Origin of the sequence: Zobellia russellii (genome assembly GCF_018728565.1) — a bacterium.
Taxonomy (GTDB): domain Bacteria; phylum Bacteroidota; class Bacteroidia; order Flavobacteriales; family Flavobacteriaceae; genus Zobellia; species Zobellia russellii.
The window spans coordinates 466219-485211 of record NZ_JACSOI010000002.1; the positions used below are offsets into that span (position 1 = coordinate 466219).

The following is an 18993-nucleotide window of genomic DNA, read 5'->3' on the forward strand; positions in this document are numbered from 1 at the left end:
TTTGTAAGGTTCAAAAACCAACTCAACTAGACTAAACAATACATGCCTTCTTCAAAGACAGCTTTGCTATACACTCATTTTAAGAAAATTTCACTCCTGCAAATCTCAATAGGTGTTGTTTACCTATGGTTTGGGAGTTTAAAATTCTTTAGTGATGCCAGCCCGGCCGAAGAAATGGCCAAAGACACCATTAGTGTGCTCACGATGGGACTTATCCCTAGGGAAACCTCTATCATTCTTTTGGCAATTTTAGAAGCGGGAATCGGTATTTTCCTGCTTGTGGATATTTATAGAAAGCAAACGGTAATTATAACCCTTGCCCATATGGTCTGCACCTTTACCTCTCTTTTACTTTTAAGTGAGATATCGTTTACTTCTAGCCCTTTTGCCCCTACTCTCCTTGGCCAGTACGTAATCAAAAACTTGATTATAATTGCGGCTTTAATTTCCATTTACCAGAACACCAAAAAAGCCTAAACTTCTGCTATAGGCCCACTTTCATGCAACTCAAAATCTGTTTTCACTTTTTCCTCACAAACAGTTACGCAACACACACAATAACAGACAATTAACACGCACACAAATAATCTTCAAGGTATTTATCAAAACCTGATATAAGTCATATTTAATGGCGAAACCGTACCGTAGTTTTACACCATAATTCAGGTAGGTATGAGTGTAATTTATGTGTTATTGGCTATCAGCATTCTTGTTGCGGTCCTATTTTTCATAGCATTTATCGTTTCAGTTAGAAGTGGTCAGTATGATGATTCGTACACCCCTTCTGTACGCATGCTTTTTGAAGATGAACTGGTCGTGCCTAAAAAGACGGTCACTAAAAAAGTAGAGAAAGAGAAAATCCAACTAAATAAACAAGTATAATTATGGAAGTTCAGCAGTTTTATTACGATAACAAAATCGTGAAAAATTTCCTCTATGCAACCATGTTTTGGGGTATTGTAGGTATGTCTGTGGGCTTATTACTGGCCTTTATGTTCATGTTCCCCAATTTAACCGATGGTATTTCATGGTTAAGTTTTGGTCGCTTACGCCCGTTGCATACCAACGCGGTAATTTTTGCATTTGTAGGAAATGCCATTTACGCCGGGGTTTACTACTCCACTCAGCGTTTGCTTAAAGCACGTATGTACAGTGATTTTCTAAGCAAGTTTAATTTCTGGGGTTGGCAACTTATTATTGTTGCGGCGGCCATAACACTCCCTTTGGGGTATACTAGCTCTAAAGAATATGCTGAACTTGAATGGCCCATAGATATTGCCATTGCTTTGGTTTGGGTAGCTTTTGGGGCTAACCTAATTGGTACCATGATCAAAAGAAGGCAACGCCATCTATATGTAGCTATTTGGTTTTACCTGGCTACGTTCGTAACGGTTGCCGTACTTCATATTTTCAATAATATTGAATTGCCCGTAAGTGCCTTAAAAAGCTACTCGGTTTACGCAGGAGTTCAAGATGCATTGGTACAATGGTGGTACGGCCATAATGCGGTAGCTTTTTTCTTGACTACCCCATTCTTGGGCCTTATGTATTATTTTGTTCCTAAAGCGGCCAACAGACCGGTATATTCTTATAGACTTTCTATAGTTCATTTCTGGTCTCTTATTTTCATTTACATCTGGGCCGGTCCGCACCACCTATTATATTCTGCTTTACCGGATTGGGCACAGAACTTAGGGGTTGCTTTCTCGATCATGCTTTTGGCTCCTTCTTGGGGTGGTATGATCAACGGACTATTAACCTTGCGTGGGGCTTGGGACAAAGTACGTACCGATCCCGTTCTAAAATTTATGGTGGTTGCCATTACCGGTTATGGTATGGCCACTTTTGAAGGTCCAATGCTTTCACTTAAAAACGTGAACGCCATTGCCCACTTTAGCGACTGGATCATTGCCCACGTACACGTTGGTGCTTTGGCGTGGAACGGATTCTTGACATTTGGTATGATCTATTGGTTGGTTCCTAAAATGACCAAGAACAAGTTATTTTCCACCGGCTTGGCAAACTTTCACTTTTGGATCGGAACCTTGGGAATCATTTTATATGCATTGCCCATGTATGTTGCCGGGTTTACACAAGCCTTAATGTGGAAAGACTTTAACCCAGATGGCACCTTGGTTTACGGTAACTTCTTAGAAACCGTAGTAGAAATTATGCCTATGTACTGGATGCGTGCTATTGGGGGCAGCCTCTATATTTTTGGAGCAATAGTCATGATCTATAACGTTGTGCGTACTATAAAATCCGGTAGCGTTATTGAAGATGAGTTGGCCGAAGCTGCAGCACTTACTCGTGTTTCAAAACACAGAACAGCTGGTGAAACTTTCCATACATGGTTAGAGCGTAAGCCTATTCAATTAACAATTTTAGCAACTGTTGCTATTTTGATTGGCGGCATTATACAGATTGTGCCGACCATATTGGTGAAATCTAACATACCCACGATTACCAGTGTAAAACCTTATACGCCTTTGGAGCTTGAAGGTCGTGACCTGTATATTCGAGAAGGTTGTGTTAGCTGCCACTCACAAATGGTTCGTCCTTTTAGAAGTGAGGTAGAGCGTTATGGCGAATATGCAAAGGCAGGTGAATTCGTATATGACCACCCATTCCTTTGGGGTAGTAAACGTACAGGGCCAGACCTATTAAGGGTTGGAGGAAAATACTCCGATAACTGGCACCTGAACCACATGTACGACCCACAAAGTACCTCATCCGGTTCAATAATGCCTGCCTACGCTTGGCTTGTTAGAAACGAGCATGACCGAAGCAATATTCAAACTAAAATGGAAGCCATGGTAACCCTTGGCGTGCCTTATACCGAAGACGATATTGCAAATGCCGATGCCTTAATGGATGAGCAGGCAGAAAAAATTGAAAAAAACCTGTACACAGACCCTGATTTTGCAAAAAGCTATGAGGCCGATAAAGCTTATGCCGCCGAAAACGGTGAGGAATTTGTAGAAATGAGAGATCGTGAGATTGTAGCTCTAATCGCCTACTTACAACGTTTAGGCACTGATATTAAGGTGAAGGAAACCGGAGAATTATTATCTGACAACAAAAATTAGAAATCATGTTCAAATTTGTAAAAGGTTACATGGAAACTATAGATGGTGTAGCAACCTACCCCATGATATCATTACTCATCTTTTTTGTGTTCTTCACATTGCTGTTCTGGTGGGTAATTACAGCCTCAAAATCATATATAAAGGAAGTTAGCGAATTGCCTTTAGAAGAAGATAACCAACAAAACCTAGACCTATGAAAAATACATCTACATGGTGGATCAAGATACCGCTCATATTCTTTTTAATATTCGGGTTAACGGAGTTTTTCGTTGATTCCGGTGAAATGCCGGCCTTTATAAAATACCCTATGGTACAGGTGTTCCTGGTTTTTATCCTGTTTTTGCTTATCGCAATTGCGGTAATTACCAGAGCCATTGAAAATGTAATGTTCCAAACACTTTCAAAAGAAGGACAAGAACGTTATTTAGCGGCCAAGAATAAAACCTTTGAGTGGGAATGGGGACAAAGAGTCTACCAAAAAATGTTGGGTTCCAAGCCAATTGAAAAAGAAGGCGAAATTATACTAGACCACAACTATGACGGTATACGGGAACTAGATAACAACTTACCTCCTTGGTGGGTGTATCTTTTCTATGCTTCCATTGTTTTTGCCGTAGTGTACATGGCCCGTTTTCATGTGTTCAATGACTATGATCAGGATCAAGAGTATGAGCAAGAAGTTGCCGCAGCCCAATTAGAAATAGAGGAGTATAAGAAAAATGCAAAAGATCTTGTTGACGCCAATACCGTTGAACTACTCACAGATGCAGGAGACCTAAAGGCTGGTCAAACTATTTTTGAAAGCAATTGTGTAGCCTGCCATATGATCGATGGTGGCGGTGGTATTGGTCCCAACCTTACGGATCAAAACTGGATTCTTGGCGGAGGCATCAAAAACGTATTCCATACCATATCCGAAGGTGGTCGTGATGGCAAAGGTATGATTGCATGGAAACAAAACTTAAAACCTGCAGAGATTGCACAGGTAGCAAGTTATGTACTAAGTTTTGAAGGTACCACTCCGGCAAACCCAAAAGCTCCCGAAGGTGATGTTTGGCTAGACCCCAATGCGCCCGAACAAGCTGCACCAGAAGTAGAGGTAGATTCTGCTTCGGTTTCCGTAAACTGATTAATGCAGGGTTCATATGCCCTGTTAGCTGATAAAGCGAAAAAAAAATGGCACAAGACCAAGATAATTTTAGAGATTCAATTGGCACCATCAAAGAAGATGGGAAAAGGGCATGGGTATATCCCAAAAAACCTAGGGGCAAATTTTACAAATACCGTAAATATGTCAGCTACGTGCTCCTTGCATTTCTGATTTTATCGCCTTTTATAAAAATAAACGGCAATCAGTTTTTAATGTTCAACGTGTTGGAAAGACGTTTCAACATCTTTGGTTTTCCTTTTTATCCGCAAGATTTTCACCTTTTCGTTATCTCTATGATCATTGGGGTGGTTTTCATTGCCTTATTTACCGTTGCTTTTGGTCGTATTTTCTGCGGATGGATGTGTCCACAGACCATCTTTATGGAAATGGTCTTCCGTAGGATAGAATATTGGATAGATGGTGACCGCGGTGCCCAAATGCGATTGGATAGACAAGAGTGGAATGCCGAAAAAATTCGGAAACGGGTATTAAAATGGTTCATTTTCTTTATCATATCATTTATAATAGCCAACGTGTTTCTTGCCTATTTAATCGGTAGCGACAGATTGATACAATACATTACGGACGGACCAGGGCAGCATATAAGTACCATGGTTTCGCTACTGATTTTTACTGCGGTATTTTATTTTGTCTTTGCTTGGTTCAGAGAACAGGTGTGTATTATTGCGTGTCCTTATGGCCGCATGCAAGGGGTCCTTTTAGATAACAAGTCTATTGTTGTGGCGTATGACCATAAACGTGGAGAGGCCGAAAACGGCAGGAAGAAATGGCGTAAGAACGAGGACCGTGAAGCGCTAGGTCATGGTGATTGTATAGACTGCTTTCAATGTGTAAATGTTTGCCCAACCGGGATTGACATTAGAAACGGAACACAGTTGGAGTGTGTGAATTGCACTGCTTGTATAGATGAGTGCGATACCATTATGGAAAAAGTAAACCTTCCAAAAGGTTTAATCCGTTATGCCAGCGAAGACGAAATAACCAAAAAAGAAAAGTTCAAGTTTACGCCTCGCTTAAAGGGGTATACGGCGGTATTGGTCATATTAACCGGAGTACTAATTGGTATGATGTTCTTAAGAAATGACCTTGAAGCCAATATTCTAAGATTACCGGGGCAGCTTTACGAACATAAGGAAGGTAATATTATCAGTAATGTGTACACCTATAAATTGTTGAATAAAACCACCAAGGCGGTTGAAGATGTTCACTTTAAATTGATATCTCCAAAAGGGGAAATTAAACTGGTGCGCCACGAAAATTTTGACGTACAACCAGAAGCTTTGGCAGAAGGTACCTTGTTCATAGAAATTAATTCATCCGCTTTAAGCGGAGACAAGAACAACCTAAAAATTGGGGTGTACAGTAAAGACAAATTAATAGAAACTACCACGGCCCGTTTTTTGGCGCCACGTAGTTACAAATAGAACGTAAATAAAAAATCATGAAAATAAATTGGGGTACAGGTATTGTCATAGCTATCATCGCATTTATCAGTTTTATCATGTTTTTTGTGGTCAAGATGACTACCAGCCATGATGCCAATCATGATTTGGTAACTGAAGAGTATTATAAAGCGGAACTTGGTTATCAGAAAGAAATAGATGCGGAGCAAAATGCCATTGACTCCCATGAACAAATTCAATTGGAAAAAACCGCCGACGGATTGTTGGTGATTTTTCCCAAAACATATTCAAACACAACGGTATCCGGTATTGTATCCCTTTACAGACCGTCCAATAAGCACTTGGATTTTGACTTACCCATTAGTCTGTCCAATTCACATTTGCTCATACCTGACAAACGCTTGTTGGATGGTCGTTGGGATATAAAAGTTACTTGGAAACACCAAGGAAAGGATTTTCAATACAAAGAAAGCATAACTTTTTAAGAAGCATATGATCCTATCTGCACTCATATTAGGACTTATGGGAAGTTTGCACTGCGTAGGCATGTGCGGGCCCATTGCCTTTATGCTTCCTGTAGATAGAACCAACAACTTCAAAAAACTCGGCCAGATCTTTATTTATCATTTTGGTAGGCTTATGGCCTATGCCATCATAGGACTTGTTTTTGGGCTTGTTGGAAAAGGTCTGTCCATTTTTGGCGCCCAACAGAAACTCTCTATTGCCATAGGTGTTTTAATGATTTTGGTTGTATTGATTCCCTATAAAACATTCAATAAATACAATTTATCCAAACCCATTTACAAAGTCATATCAAAGGTTAAGAACCAACTTGGAAAAGAACTGAAGAAAAAATCGGCAGATACCTTTGTGACTATTGGATTCTTAAACGGATTTTTACCTTGTGGTCTAGTCTATATGGCACTTTTTGGAGCAATTGCCATGGGCAACGCTTTACAAGGTGGTCTTTACATGATGTTATTTGGACTAGGAACTATTCCTCTTATGACAACGGCAATCTATTTTAGTGGTTTACTAAAAGGAAGCGTACGCCAAAAAGTACAAAAGGCTATTCCCGTTTTTGTAGTGGTCATAGGTTTACTTTTTATCCTTAGAGGTCTTGGGCTGGGTATTCCATACGTATCCCCTGCACCTGTAACTCAATTAGCCTCAAGTGCTATAGAATGCCATAATTAAGGGCCACGGCCATAAAACTATTCTCTTATGAAACCGCTACCCAACGAAATTATACTTCGCCCAAGGTTTCAATTGGATGTGAACGAAACCAAAGAGTTGGTTCTCCAAAAATTTGAGACCGCCGCATACCCTCCTTTTCTAGTTAAAAAGCTTGACGAACATGTTTTTATCAAATTTGATACTAAAAACAATCATTTTTGGTCGCCTCAACTTCATTTACAGATAGATGAATTAGATGAAACCAATTGTCGTATCTACGGTGTTTTTGGCCCAAACCCAACCTTATGGACCTTCTTTATGTTCGTACATTTTATAATAGCCTGTTTATTCATCATTTTGGGAATTTGGGCCTATTCCAGCTCCGCTTTAAACAAACCTTATCATTTACAGTTAGGATTAATGATAACATTGATAGTGATATGGTTCGCTCTATATTTTTTCGGAAGGGGCGGCAAACAAAAAGGAAAACCCCAAATGAAAGAATTATATGCCTTTATGACGAAAGTTCTTACGTGATAAATTTTTGAGATTTTAAGGCCTTCCTTATATTTGAAAGTTAACAACAACCTAACAATCAACCAAATGAAACGTATTTTAATGCTAACCCTTACCGTAGGGTTATTATACTCCGGCGTAGCATTCGCCCAAAAAAATCAAGAAGAACCAAGAGGAACGAAAAACATAGCCTATAAGTGGGGTAAAATGGCATTGGATGCAACTGCTTCGGACACCGAAAAATTTAAACCCAGGCCCACCATAACTTCCCGTTACCTAGGTCTCATTTTCGTTTCTATTTTTGATGCGTGGTCTAGATATGACAAAAACGCCATACCTGTTTATCTGAAAGGCGTAGACCGTAGGCCCGCAGGTGAGCAAAATCTAAAAAACAAAGAGATTGCCATTAGCTATGCCGCCTTTGGAGCCATGAAGGAATACTACTATTCAGATACGGAAATGTTCCGGAAATTTATGGTTGACTTAGGGCTTGACCCAGATAATACTTCAATGGACCCAAACACTCCCGAAGGGGTTGGAAATTTGGCCGCAAAGGCCACTATTGAAGCTAGAAAAAATGATGGTAGTAATCAATATGGAGAGGTTGCAGGCTCTAACGGAGAACCCTATTTTGATTATACCAACTACAATCCTGTGAACACCGCAGATGAAAATACGGATATTAACCGTTGGCAACCCAAGTATTTCTCCGATGGAAAAGGAGGGCAATATGCCCCAGGTTGCCTTACCCCTTACTGGCAAAAGGTAACCCCAATTACCTTAACCTCAGCGGATCAATTTAGACCGGGGCCTCCCCCAATGGTTGGCTCCGAACAATTAAAGAAAGAAGTTAAGGAAGTGGTAGACCTACAAGCCAATCTTTCGGATGAAGAAATTGCGTTGGTTGAATTTATGAGAGACGGACCGCAGTCCGTTCAGCAAGCCGGTCATTGGCTTAAGTTTGCCCAAGACGTTTCTCGTCGTGACAACCATACTTTAGATCAAGATGTAAAAATGTATTTCCTTACGGAAATTACGGCTATGGACGCTTTTATAGCTTCGTGGGATTCAAAAATGTTCTATGATTACGCCAGACCGTATGCCTTAGTTCACGAGTATTACAAAGACCAAACCATTAAAGCTTGGGGTGGACCCGGTAAGGGAATAGTTGAAATGAAAGGACAGGAATGGAGACCTTACTCGCCAGATATTTTTCTATGCCCACCTTTCCCTAGTTACACTTCGGGACACAGTACTATTAGTGGTGGTTGTGCCGAGGCGCTTCGCCTTTTTACAGGCGATGAACATTTTGGGGAATCCGTAGAACTTATTCCTGGTTCCCTAACCGAACTGGATTCAGTCCATTTTGGGAAACCGGTTACCATACACTTTCCAACATTTACCGAAACCGCAAACATGGCGGGTATCTCACGCGTAATGGGCGGGTATCATATTCAAGCCGATAATATAGCTGGTCTAGAACTAGGACGGGATGTAGCTTCTCAAGCATGGAAGTTTTACAACAAGCATTTAGGCAATTAAGTAAAATAATTTGTACAATAAGCAAAAATGGGAATCCTAAAGGGTTCCCATTTTTTTTAATGGCACTAGCCAAAATATGATATTGTTCATGTTTTAAAGAACCTTTAGTATAGATATTTGCTTGACAAAATAGATTGTTATGAAAATTGTTTCCAAAGCCGAGGCCGCAGCATCCGTAAAATCCGGAGACCGTGTATTTTTTCAAGGGGCCGCAATGACCCCTAATGTTCTTATAGATGCCTTATGCGACAGGTATGAAGAGTTGAAAGATGTAGAAATTATATCCATTCATACCGAAGGCGATGCCAAATATTCTCGAGCACCTTATAACAAAAGCTTTAGAATGAATAGCTGTTTTGTGGGCAGTAATATTAGGAACATGGTCAATAGTAACTTGGGGGATTATATCCCTATTTTCTTAAGTGAAATCCATCTTTTATTTAGACAAGGCATCTTACCTATAGATGTAGCCGTGGTACAAGTTTCTCCTCCTGACAAACATGGATATTGCTCACTTGGTGTTTCCGTGGATGTTACACTGCCGGCAATTCAAATGGCGAAAAAAGTAATCGCACAGATTAACCCTTCCGTACCCAGAACCCATGGGGATGGCATCATTCACATTAATAATATTGACTGTGCCATAGAGGTAGATTGCCCTATACATGTACATGATATCCTATCCATATCTCCCGTTGAAGCCCAGATAGGCAAAAACGTAGCCGAACTGATAGAAGATGGTGCCACCTTACAAATGGGTATTGGAAGCATACCTAACGCAGTATTGAACAATTTAGGCAACCATAAACGGCTAGGTATCCATACCGAAATGTTCTCAGACGGGATACTGCCTTTAATAGAACAGGGAGTAGTAACAGGGGAGGACAAACAGATAAAAACCGGAAAAATTGTTACCTGCTTTGCCGTAGGGTCACAGAAATTATATGATTTTGTGGATGACAATCCTTCGGTACACTTTAAGGAAGCTGCCTATACCAATGACACCTCCATTATAAGAAAAAATCCAAAAGTAACGGCAATTAATAGTGCTATTGAAATAGACCTTACAGGTCAAATTTGTGCCGATACCATTGGCAGCAGACAGTATTCCGGTGTGGGAGGGCAAATGGACTTTATCCGTGGTGCATCACTTTCAAAAGGAGGAAAACCAATTTTTGCCATGCCATCGCTTACTGCAAAAGGTATCTCTAAAATAACCCCCTTCTTAAAACAAGGAGCCGGGGTAACTACAACAAGAGCACATGTTCATTATGTGGTAACAGAGTATGGCGTAGCGCATCTTTTTGGAAAAAACCTAAAAGAAAGAGCCAAAGCTTTAATTGCCATAGCCCATCCTGACTTTAGACAAGAACTTGAGCAGGCCACTTACGAACGCTTTAAGAACTAAGCCTAATAGTGTATTTTTGATGTAATGGGAAAAAAGGAAATTAAAAGCAGAGACGATGTAAAGCTACTTGTTGAAACCTTCTATGGAAAAATACGGGAAGATGAAACCCTTGGCCCTATTTTTAATGGAATCATTTCTGATTGGGAAGCGCACCTAAAGCTTTTGACCGACTTCTGGGAAACCCAACTTTTTCTGCAGCGCAAATACAATGGCAACCCCGTTACCGCCCATCAAGAAGTAGATGATAAAACCCATGGTACAATAACTTCCGAACACTTCGGTATTTGGTTGAATCATTGGTTTGCCACCTTAGATGAGCTTTTTGAAGGAGAAAGAGCTTGGATTGCCAAAAACAGAGCTCAAAAAATGAGCACCATGCTCTTCATGCAGATGTATCAGCACCGGCAGACAAAACCAAACGCTTAAGTGGTTTCGTTTCTATATTTACCTACTATATCCGAAATATGGATGCAATACACTACAGGTGCTTCCTTGGATTCAATTTTACTTGAAAAATCGCCAATAAAATCCACCTTAGTTTCTTCATTTCTATTTAGAAGCTCGTGCACACCATTGGCAAAGGTGTGAAGGTATTTTTTGGCCGTAGGTCCTTTTAATTCTTCAAACGTACCATTAACCTTTACGGAACGCCAATTATGAAAGGCCTCAATATCATCAACTTGTAATGCCACTTGAGAATAGTTACGCATAGATTCAATTTTATGGCCCTCCCCTGAGTAACTTATCAAACATTTATTTTCCCTATCATAAAAATAGGTGACCGGAACAATATGCGGACTCCTACCTGCCACATAGGCCAAATGACCTATACAATGATTACTTAAAAATTGCATGCAATCATCCTGTTTCATTTCACTAACTAATTTTGCCATAACTGTTTTGTTTTGATTGCCATAACTGTTTCTTACTAGTAAATATAACAAGTTTGCAAATGGAATGCTATGATAATTATCAGTTTACGGAAAGTAATCCGTTTTAATAGCTCTTATATATAAAACCACATACGCCTAGAATGCTCATTTTGGCAATATCCATGATTTGCAGTAGCGATAACAATTGTCTAAATTACACTTCCAAACCACCTAATCAGTAATCGTCCTCAAAACATGAAACAAAATTCCTCACGAAGATATTTTCTTAAAAAAGCCGCTTTAGGTTCTGCTGCAGTAACCTCTGCCCCATTTATTTTATCGGCATTTAAAGATGAAAGCTTCCTAATGCAACGTGCATATGAAACCAGTGTATTCACATCTAACGACCAAATAAACCTTGCCCTGATCGGAACCGGAATCCAAGGCATTTTTGATACCCAAGCGGCACTTACCGTTTCCGGTGTAAAACTGGTTGCCGCATGCGACCTCTACACCAGTAGACTGGAAAGGGCCAAAGAATTGTGGGGCGAAGCAATTTTTACGACCCGGGATTATAGAGAAATTTTAAATAGAAAAGATATTGATGCCGTTATCATCGCCACTCCTGACCATTGGCACCAGAAAATAGTGATAGATGCCCTACAGGCCGGTAAACACGTTTATTGTGAAAAGCCTATGGTCCAGCAGTGGGAAGAAGGTCAAGCTATTATTTCTGCCCAGAAAGCATCCGGGAAAATATGTCAAGTAGGTAGCCAAGGAATGTCATCCTTAGGAAATGAAAAAGCCAAGCAATTGTACAAGGAAGGTGCCATTGGCGATATTGTAATGTTGGACTTCTACAATGACCGTTATTCAGCGGAAGGTGCTTGGCAATACCCTATTCCACCAAACGCCAGCAAAAGGAATGTTGATTTTGACACATTTCTTGGGAAAGCCCCCAAAGTTCCTTTTGAGCCCAAACGATTCTTTAGATGGAGAAATTACAGAGATTACGGAACCGGTGTTGCAGGTGACCTCTTTGTTCATGCCTTTTCCACTTTGAACCACGTAATCGATTCCCACGGTCCTAACCGAGCCATGGCTACAGGAGGATTACGATACTGGAAAGACGGCAGGGATGTGCCTGATGTTAGCATTACGCTTTACGATTATCCAAAAACTGAAACCCATTCCGCTTTCAACGCTGCGTTTCGTATCAACTTCATTGCCGGAAGCGGTGGTGGTAGCGGTTTTAAATTAATTGGCACCGAAGGAGAAATGGAAATCGGCCAAAATTCCGTTTCCCTAAAACGCTCTAAACTTAGTCTGGTTCCCGGTGGTTACTCTCTTATTTCTTTTCCCGAAGCTATGCAAGAACAAATCAAAAACGGATATGCCCAGCAAAATCTGGAGACCAGAGCCTCCGCTTTAGAAACCGGAACTACCAAATGGCAAGCACCAAAAGATTACAAAGGTGGCCATCACGACCATTTCTATAATTTCTTTACCGCCATAAGAGAGAAAGGAAAAGTCATACAAGACCCAACGTTTGGATTACGGGCCGCCGGAGCAGCGTTACTGGCCAACGAAAGTTATTACAAAAAGGAGCCTGTACAATGGAATCCTACAGAAATGAAATTAAAATAGGCTACAATAAAAAGGGCGGCCCGTATAAAACGTACCGCCCATAGTTGCGTAGTTTAAGTGCATCTATATTTTAAAGGTCACCACCGGAATATTAGAGTGGTTTACAACATCTTCGCCAATACTTCCCATAAAGAAATGGGCCAAGCCTTTACGGCCATGGGTAGAAATACCAATGGCATCGGCACTATTATTTTTACTGTAGTTTAGAACACCGCGCTCTACACTATAATCATTATATATTTCCACTTGCAACGCTTGGTTTACCTTACCAATAAAGTTATTTATACGCGTATAAATATCATTGGAACTCATAAAATTATCGCCTGGCGTATTAATATACACTAAATCCAGTTCTGCGTTAAGCATAGTTGCAAAAGCTTTTGCCTTTTCAAAACCTGCAATACTTTCCTCCTTAAAGTCGGATGCGAAGACAAAACGGTTAATAGTAAAATCCGTAATCTCATTTTTGATAACCAATACGGGAATATCAGCATTTCGCACGACTTTTTCAGCATTGGAACCAATAAAAATTTCTTCTAGACCATCCGTGCCGTGAGAACCCATAACAATAAGTTCTGCATTATGATCCGCAGCAATTTCATTCACCTCACTAAACACTTTGTAATGTTTAATTATGGGGGTAACCTTTAGGCCTTTTAAATAAGGTTTATTAAGAAATTCGTTAAATCTTTTCTCGGCCAATTTTATTAGAAAAACAGTTTGCTCAGGGTGAAATCCCTCCGTAGAAGTTATCATGGCCTGGTTAAGTTCCAACATATGCAGTGCCAAAATTTCGGAGCCGTGTTTTTTGGCTAATGATACCGCCACTTTTAGGGCATATTCTGACTGTTGGGAGAAATCTAAGGGTACAATTATTTTTTTCATGGTATATCTATTTTTAACGATTAGGGCAACATTAAACGGTCATAGAAAACAATCTTCTTTGGGGCTCTTTTTTATGTAACAGCACATCAAACGCCATACATATATTCCTGATGAAAGGGCGTCCTTTTTCGGTTACCTCTATACCTGAGCAACCTATATTTACCAATTTATCCTCTTCCATAACACGCAGCCTTTTCACCACCTCATCTATCCTTTCAAAACGTTGACTGAACAAACCCCATGAGGTTTTAAAACCGCACATTAAATTTAGGATATGCTTCCTAATTACGCGATCTTCATCCGTTAAGATATGACCTCTATAAACTGGAATAACTCCATTTTCAACCAAATGTTGGTATTCTTCAATACCTTTTACGTTCTGGGCAAAACCGTACCAACTATCACTAATGCTCGAAGCTCCCAAACCAATCATGGCTTGGGTCTTAGATGCGGTATACCCCATAAAATTTCTGTGTAAACTACCGGATTCCATGGATTTGTAAAGTGAATCTGTTGAAAGAGCAAAGTGGTCCATACCAATTTCATGATAACCGACTTCTGCTAACAGGGCCTTACCGGTCTCGTACTGTTGGCGTTTCTCTTCGGCCGTTGGCAAATCGGCATCCTTATAACCTCTTTGGCCATTTCCTTTTAACCAAGGCACATGTGCGTAGCTATAAAAAGCCAAACGGTCTGGTCGTAATTCTTTTGTGCGCAAAATAGTTTCCTTTACATGTTCCTCTTTTTGAAAGGGAAGGCCAAAAATAATATCATGACCTATGGATGTGTAGCCAATCTGCCTAGTCCACTCCGTAACATTTTTTACGTTGGCAAACGGTTGTATACGGTGTATGGCTTGCTGTACTTTTATATTGTAATCCTGAACGCCAAAACTTACGCGCCTAAAACCAACATCATATAGCGCCTGTAAATGTTCTTTAGTTGTATTATTGGGGTGCCCCTCAAAACTAAACTCATAGTCTTGGGCTCTTTTGGCTAGGCTAAAAATACCTTTGATCAAGTTTTTTAGGTGCTCAGGAGAGAAAAAAGTAGGTGTACCGCCTCCCAAATGCAGTTCTTTTATAATTGGCCGTTCCGAGAATAGGTCACAATACAGTTTCCATTCCTTTAATACGGACCGGATGTACGGTTCCTCTACCTCATGTCTCTGTGTAATACGCTTGTGGCAGCCACAAAACGTGCACATGCTTTCGCAAAACGGTAAATGTATATATAAACTTATGCCTTCTTCTGCATTGCTTTCTTCAAAACTTTGGATTAAACTGGATTTCCATTTCTTAACCGAAAAATTATCCATATTCCAGTATGGAACAGTGGGGTAACTGGTATATCTAGGTCCGGCAACGTTATACTTCTGAACTAAACTGCACATAAATTATATCTTGTTTGATACAAACTTAGTCCAGTTACAATACTTAAAATATGATATTTATCAGGTGCCGAGATTATAGCTCCTCACAGGCAAAACCTTGCTCTTGTAACAGTGACGCTACCTTAGAGGAATGCTGACAGGTTTCGACCCGGAGGATATTGTCACAATCCTCCAAGTCAAAATTCCATCTACCTTCGGGTTCTACCATACGATTTAAAAAGGGCTTTAAATACCTTATTTCCTTTCGTTTTCCTACAGTTGTTTTAAAAACTAGAACAGTCATACCCAAGATTTAAGCTTCCGATCTATCATAAAACATGGGTGGCTCAATACCCAAGGCCCGTAAATACACATACCCCTGACCTCTGTGGTGTATTTCATTATCTATAAAATATTGAATAGTTGAAATGATAGTACCCTCATACTCCCCAAACAATTTAATGGTCTCCTGAAATTTTTCAATTCCTATCTTAGACCAGTTGGCATTGATTTCTTCTGTAGTTTTATCCCAAAGCTCCAACACCTTGCTTTTACTGTTTCCGTGAGCTACCTCTTCCGTAAAAGGCACCGCCTTACCTGTCACAATTTCCTGAATACCTGGCCCCGCAATGCTTAACAGTTCATCAACCATTTTTGAAAACGGGCGCATACCGCCAATGGAGAAATCAAAATAATCTTTCTCTGGAAAAGCTTCAATTACCTTTCTGGTCAAAGCTCTATGCCCTTGCCAATGGGCCAATAGTTCGGCAGGAAGAATTACTTGTGCTACTTGTTCGTTAGGAGAAATTGCTGTGTTCATAATTTACATTTTTAAGGTTCGTATTGTATTACAAGAACAAATGTAAAAGGGGGCAGTGACAGCAGTTTGTCAGTAGTAAAATTGAAATGCTATATTTTTTTAAATCGATTAAAACCCACTTCATATTTTAAGCTGATTTAAAGTCGATTACACCAACCCTATTGTATCAGCTTGGCGAAATTATAACTGGCATTTACCAAATTTGAATAACTGGAAGCCATAGCTTGGGGTAAAGTAGAAACTCCCCTTACGATTGAATTTACATAGGCCAAACCAAACTTTTCTTGCTGTTCTATGGATATAGAAACCGAACCACACAGCGCAGCAACCGGAATGTTATTTTTCAGGGCAGAATTGACCACTCCATTAATAGTTTTACCGGATAAGGTCTGTTCATCTAGTTGGCCTTCACCCGAAATAATCCAATCGGCATCTGCAATTGCGTCATCAAAATGAGCCAGTTCCTTTACCAAATCTATACCGGAGGTCAGCTCTCCCCTTAGAAAAAGGATAGCCCCACCCCCAATTCCACCAGCGGCACCTGAACCTTTTATTTTTTGAAGATTTATATCGTAGGTGTCCAACGCTACTTTGGTAAAACTCTTTAAGCCTTTATCCAGAATTTCAATTTCCTCTGCGGAAGCTCCTTTTTGCGCCCCGTATATCCTTGCCGCACCATTTTCACCATAAAATGGATTGGAAACATCGCAAGCAATTTTGAATTTGGCATTGGCCAACAACGGATGCACCTGTGAAGCATCAATACTCTTTACTCTATTTAGACTACTTCCTATAGGCTCTAACTCCTTACTGAAGTCACCTAAAAAACGATATCCCAAGGCATTGGCCATACCCATCCCGCCATCGTTCGTGGCGCTTCCACCTATTCCCAAAATAATTTCTTTTGCTCCCCTTTCTAGCGCGTCCGCAATAAGCTCCCCTGTTCCAAAAGTAGTGGTATACATACAATTTCTATCCGCATCCTCTAATAATTTTAGTCCGGATGCTTCCGCCATTTCTATATACGCAATATGAGTTTCAGCCGCATATAAATATGAGGCGTTTATAGGCCTGAATAAGGGGTCGTTTACCGTTATGGCAACCTTCTCTCCCTGAATGTAATGTTTAACCACATCAATAGTGCCGTCCCCACCATCGGCCAAAGGCATTTTTAAGATTTCGGCATCATTAAATACCTTCTTTAAACCCTCCTCTACAGCGTCACAAAATTCAAAACCAGTAAGGGAACCTTTAAATTTATCTGGGGCTATTATAAACTTCATAGATGTAATTTTAGTTCAAAATACTAGGCAACGAAATGCTGAACATTACTATAGCCGCAAAATAGGCTAACAAAATAGCCACCTCTTTCTTCCCGGAATAGTAAACCACCTCCAAGCCTTCATTAACTTCCCTCTTAACCGTATAACTGACCGCAAGAGCTACCAAAACAGTAACCAAACACCCTAGGGCGTTCCACCAGAACCAGAAGATTTGGGGCACATATAACCAAAGATAGATATTAAACAACACCCCAACCACAATTCCAATATTAGCTCCAAGGGCATGTGTTCTCTTGGTAAGAATTGCCAGAATAAATGCCGCCAATATAGGTCCGTAAAAAACGGAACTTATTTTATTTATGACCTCTATGACCGTACCTTCTATATTTCCCGCAAAAAAAGCAAAAAACAGACACACAAGTCCCCAAAAGATAGAGAACAACTTTGAGTAGGTCATATATTTTTTGTCAGCCATATTGGGGTTAAACCGTTTCACAAAATCCTCCATAGTAACTGCGGAAAGGGAATTTACGGTAGAACTTAAAGTAGACATAGCCGCAGACATGATGGCAACGATAAGTATACCTATAACACCATTTGGCAAATATTTTATAATGAAAACCGGCACCATTAAATCTGCCTTTTTTCCTTCCAAGGACGAAATATTGGCTTGATAAACCACATCCATCTGTTCCTGAAAACTTGCATCCTGAACCAAGAGGGTACCCAATACAAGTCCCATAATACAATAAGTTAACGTAAAGGGAAACCTGAGCAGGCCATTGGCCATCATTAACTTTTTAAGATTGGACATGCTGCTTGAAGACAACAACCGTTGTGACTGGGTCTGATCTGTTCCATAGTAGGAAGCATATAGAAAAAAGCCCCCAATTACCATTGGCCAAAAACCAAATTCGTCATTACCCTCTGCATTTGAAAAACCCCATTTGCTAAAATCAATAGCCGTAACACGGTTCCTATCCACATGGGTCAAAAAATTATCCATGCCGCCCAACTCACTAAACCCGTAGAAAAGACAGATAATAATACCAATGAAAAGAATACTCATTTGGATAACATCTCCCCAAATAACCGCTTTCATTCCCCCTTGGTAGGAGTAAACCATGGTAATCAAACCTATGATCAAAATGGATATCCAAAAATCCAACTGTATGGTTGCTTGTAGAATCAATGCCATGGTATAGACCATTACACCTGTTGCTACCGACCTACTTATTTGAAAAACAAAACTGATAAGCAAACGAGATGAAGCATCAAAACGTTTTTCCAAATATTCATAAACACTTACAATTCCAGATTTATATAAAGTTGGCAGTACTGCAATCAGTAAAAAAGCCATTGCCAGAGGAACTCCTAATTCATAGGCCAGCCATTGCATACCTCCACCATCTTTTAGCCCAACAAAGGCCGGTGCAGATATAAAACTGATAGCCGAAAGTTGTGTAGCCATAGCCGAAAGGCTTAAGGGCAACCAGGATGTTTTTCTCCCCCCTAGGAAATAATCGCCCCCGGAATTATTTTCCTTGAACAAAAAGCCCAGCCCCAAAAAGGCTACTAGGTAAAGAACGATTATGATATAGTCTAAATAATTCATGAGTACAAATACTTTTGGTTTGGTGTCCTATTCTTTATTCTGTTCAACACTCAGAATATGATAAACATTTGCCATACAATTATTTTAGAATTCTAAAAATACAGCAGAAATATCTTACATTTTAATATAATTGACTCTCCATGGCGGAAATTGTATTCAATTAACAATTTACCGCCATTTTGAGTCTCATGAGA

20 protein-coding genes are annotated in these 18993 nt (G+C 40.1%); 13 read left to right on the forward strand and 7 right to left on the reverse strand.

Annotated elements, in window-relative coordinates; all coding sequences use genetic code 11:
- The first annotated feature begins 42 nt into the window (after positions 1–42).
- The 12 genes from H9565_RS07535 to H9565_RS07590 all read left to right on the forward strand — a co-directional run bounded on the left by H9565_RS07535 (position 43) and on the right by H9565_RS07590 (position 10731).
- Entirely contained in the window at positions 43–477 is a 435-nt protein-coding gene (locus tag H9565_RS07535; protein ID WP_215438597.1) for a doxx family protein, read from the forward strand.
- A 195-nt stretch (positions 478–672) separates the two neighbouring features.
- On the forward strand, positions 673–882 hold the full coding sequence (gene ccoS, locus H9565_RS07540) for a cbb3-type cytochrome oxidase assembly protein CcoS (RefSeq protein ID WP_215438598.1): 210 nt from the start codon (positions 673–675) through the stop codon (positions 880–882).
- A gap of 2 nt (positions 883–884) precedes the next feature.
- Complete coding sequence (gene ccoN, locus H9565_RS07545; RefSeq protein ID WP_215438599.1) at positions 885–3089, forward strand: cytochrome-c oxidase, cbb3-type subunit I; 2205 nt, start codon at positions 885–887, stop codon at positions 3087–3089.
- Positions 3090–3094: 5 nt separating this feature from the next.
- The gene (locus tag H9565_RS07550) at positions 3095–3286 is read left to right on the forward strand and encodes a CcoQ/FixQ family Cbb3-type cytochrome c oxidase assembly chaperone (RefSeq protein ID WP_215438600.1); all 192 of its coding nucleotides are present in this window, start codon (positions 3095–3097) and stop codon (positions 3284–3286) included.
- A complete protein-coding gene (locus H9565_RS07555; RefSeq protein ID WP_215438601.1) occupies positions 3283–4218 on the forward strand; it encodes a cbb3-type cytochrome c oxidase N-terminal domain-containing protein in 936 nt (311 codons plus the stop codon). The genes H9565_RS07550 and H9565_RS07555 overlap by 4 nt, the downstream gene beginning before the upstream one ends.
- A 47-nt stretch (positions 4219–4265) precedes the next feature.
- A complete protein-coding gene (gene ccoG, locus H9565_RS07560; protein WP_215438602.1) occupies positions 4266–5684 on the forward strand; it encodes a cytochrome c oxidase accessory protein CcoG in 1419 nt (472 codons plus the stop codon).
- A 17-nt stretch (positions 5685–5701) separates the two neighbouring features.
- Positions 5702–6148, forward strand: coding sequence for a FixH family protein (locus tag H9565_RS07565; RefSeq protein WP_215438603.1), 447 nt, complete (start codon positions 5702–5704; stop codon positions 6146–6148).
- A gap of 7 nt (positions 6149–6155) precedes the next feature.
- Entirely contained in the window at positions 6156–6860 is a 705-nt protein-coding gene (locus tag H9565_RS07570) for a sulfite exporter TauE/SafE family protein (protein WP_215438604.1), read from the forward strand.
- A gap of 27 nt (positions 6861–6887) precedes the next feature.
- Positions 6888–7376 (forward strand): GTP-binding protein, encoded by a 489-nt coding sequence (locus tag H9565_RS07575; protein ID WP_215438605.1) that lies wholly within the window; start codon positions 6888–6890, stop codon positions 7374–7376.
- Positions 7377–7442: 66 nt separating this feature from the next.
- Positions 7443–8897, forward strand: coding sequence for a vanadium-dependent haloperoxidase (locus tag H9565_RS07580; RefSeq protein WP_215438606.1), 1455 nt, complete (start codon positions 7443–7445; stop codon positions 8895–8897).
- Positions 8898–9036: 139 nt separating this feature from the next.
- Positions 9037–10305: an acetyl-CoA hydrolase/transferase family protein gene (locus H9565_RS07585; RefSeq protein WP_215438607.1), complete on the forward strand. Its 1269-nt coding sequence runs from the start codon at positions 9037–9039 to the stop codon at positions 10303–10305.
- 24 nt (positions 10306–10329) lie between these two features.
- On the forward strand, positions 10330–10731 hold the full coding sequence (locus tag H9565_RS07590) for a group III truncated hemoglobin (protein WP_215438608.1): 402 nt from the start codon (positions 10330–10332) through the stop codon (positions 10729–10731).
- Here H9565_RS07590 and H9565_RS07595 read toward each other — a convergent pair.
- Entirely contained in the window at positions 10728–11198 is a 471-nt protein-coding gene (locus H9565_RS07595; protein WP_215438609.1) for a pyridoxamine 5'-phosphate oxidase family protein, read from the reverse strand. The two genes, H9565_RS07590 and H9565_RS07595, sit on opposite strands and share 4 nt — an antisense overlap.
- A gap of 234 nt (positions 11199–11432) precedes the next feature.
- Here H9565_RS07595 and H9565_RS07600 point away from each other — a divergent pair, with 234 nt between their 5' ends.
- The gene (locus H9565_RS07600) at positions 11433–12824 is read left to right on the forward strand and encodes a Gfo/Idh/MocA family protein (RefSeq protein WP_215438610.1); all 1392 of its coding nucleotides are present in this window, start codon (positions 11433–11435) and stop codon (positions 12822–12824) included.
- Positions 12825–12887: 63 nt separating this feature from the next.
- Here the strand turns inward: H9565_RS07600 and H9565_RS07605 are convergent, their stop codons facing one another.
- The 6 genes from H9565_RS07605 to H9565_RS07630 form a co-directional block, all read right to left on the reverse strand.
- Positions 12888–13709 carry a universal stress protein gene (locus H9565_RS07605; protein ID WP_215438611.1) on the reverse strand — a complete coding sequence of 274 codons (822 nt, stop codon included), beginning with the start codon at positions 13707–13709 and terminating at the stop codon, positions 12888–12890.
- Between the two features lie 31 nt (positions 13710–13740).
- Positions 13741–15102 (reverse strand): oxygen-independent coproporphyrinogen III oxidase, encoded by a 1362-nt coding sequence (gene hemN, locus H9565_RS07610; protein WP_215438612.1) that lies wholly within the window; start codon positions 15100–15102, stop codon positions 13741–13743.
- Between the two features lie 73 nt (positions 15103–15175).
- Positions 15176–15385, reverse strand: coding sequence for a hypothetical protein (locus H9565_RS07615; RefSeq protein WP_215438613.1), 210 nt, complete (start codon positions 15383–15385; stop codon positions 15176–15178).
- Positions 15386–15394: 9 nt separating this feature from the next.
- Entirely contained in the window at positions 15395–15901 is a 507-nt protein-coding gene (locus H9565_RS07620; RefSeq protein WP_215438614.1) for a DinB family protein, read from the reverse strand.
- A 158-nt stretch (positions 15902–16059) separates the two neighbouring features.
- Complete coding sequence (locus H9565_RS07625) at positions 16060–17184, reverse strand: glycerate kinase (protein ID WP_215438615.1); 1125 nt, start codon at positions 17182–17184, stop codon at positions 16060–16062.
- 10 nt (positions 17185–17194) lie between these two features.
- Positions 17195–18799 carry a sodium:solute symporter gene (locus H9565_RS07630; RefSeq protein ID WP_215438616.1) on the reverse strand — a complete coding sequence of 535 codons (1605 nt, stop codon included), beginning with the start codon at positions 18797–18799 and terminating at the stop codon, positions 17195–17197.
- Positions 18800–18993 lie beyond the last annotated feature (194 nt).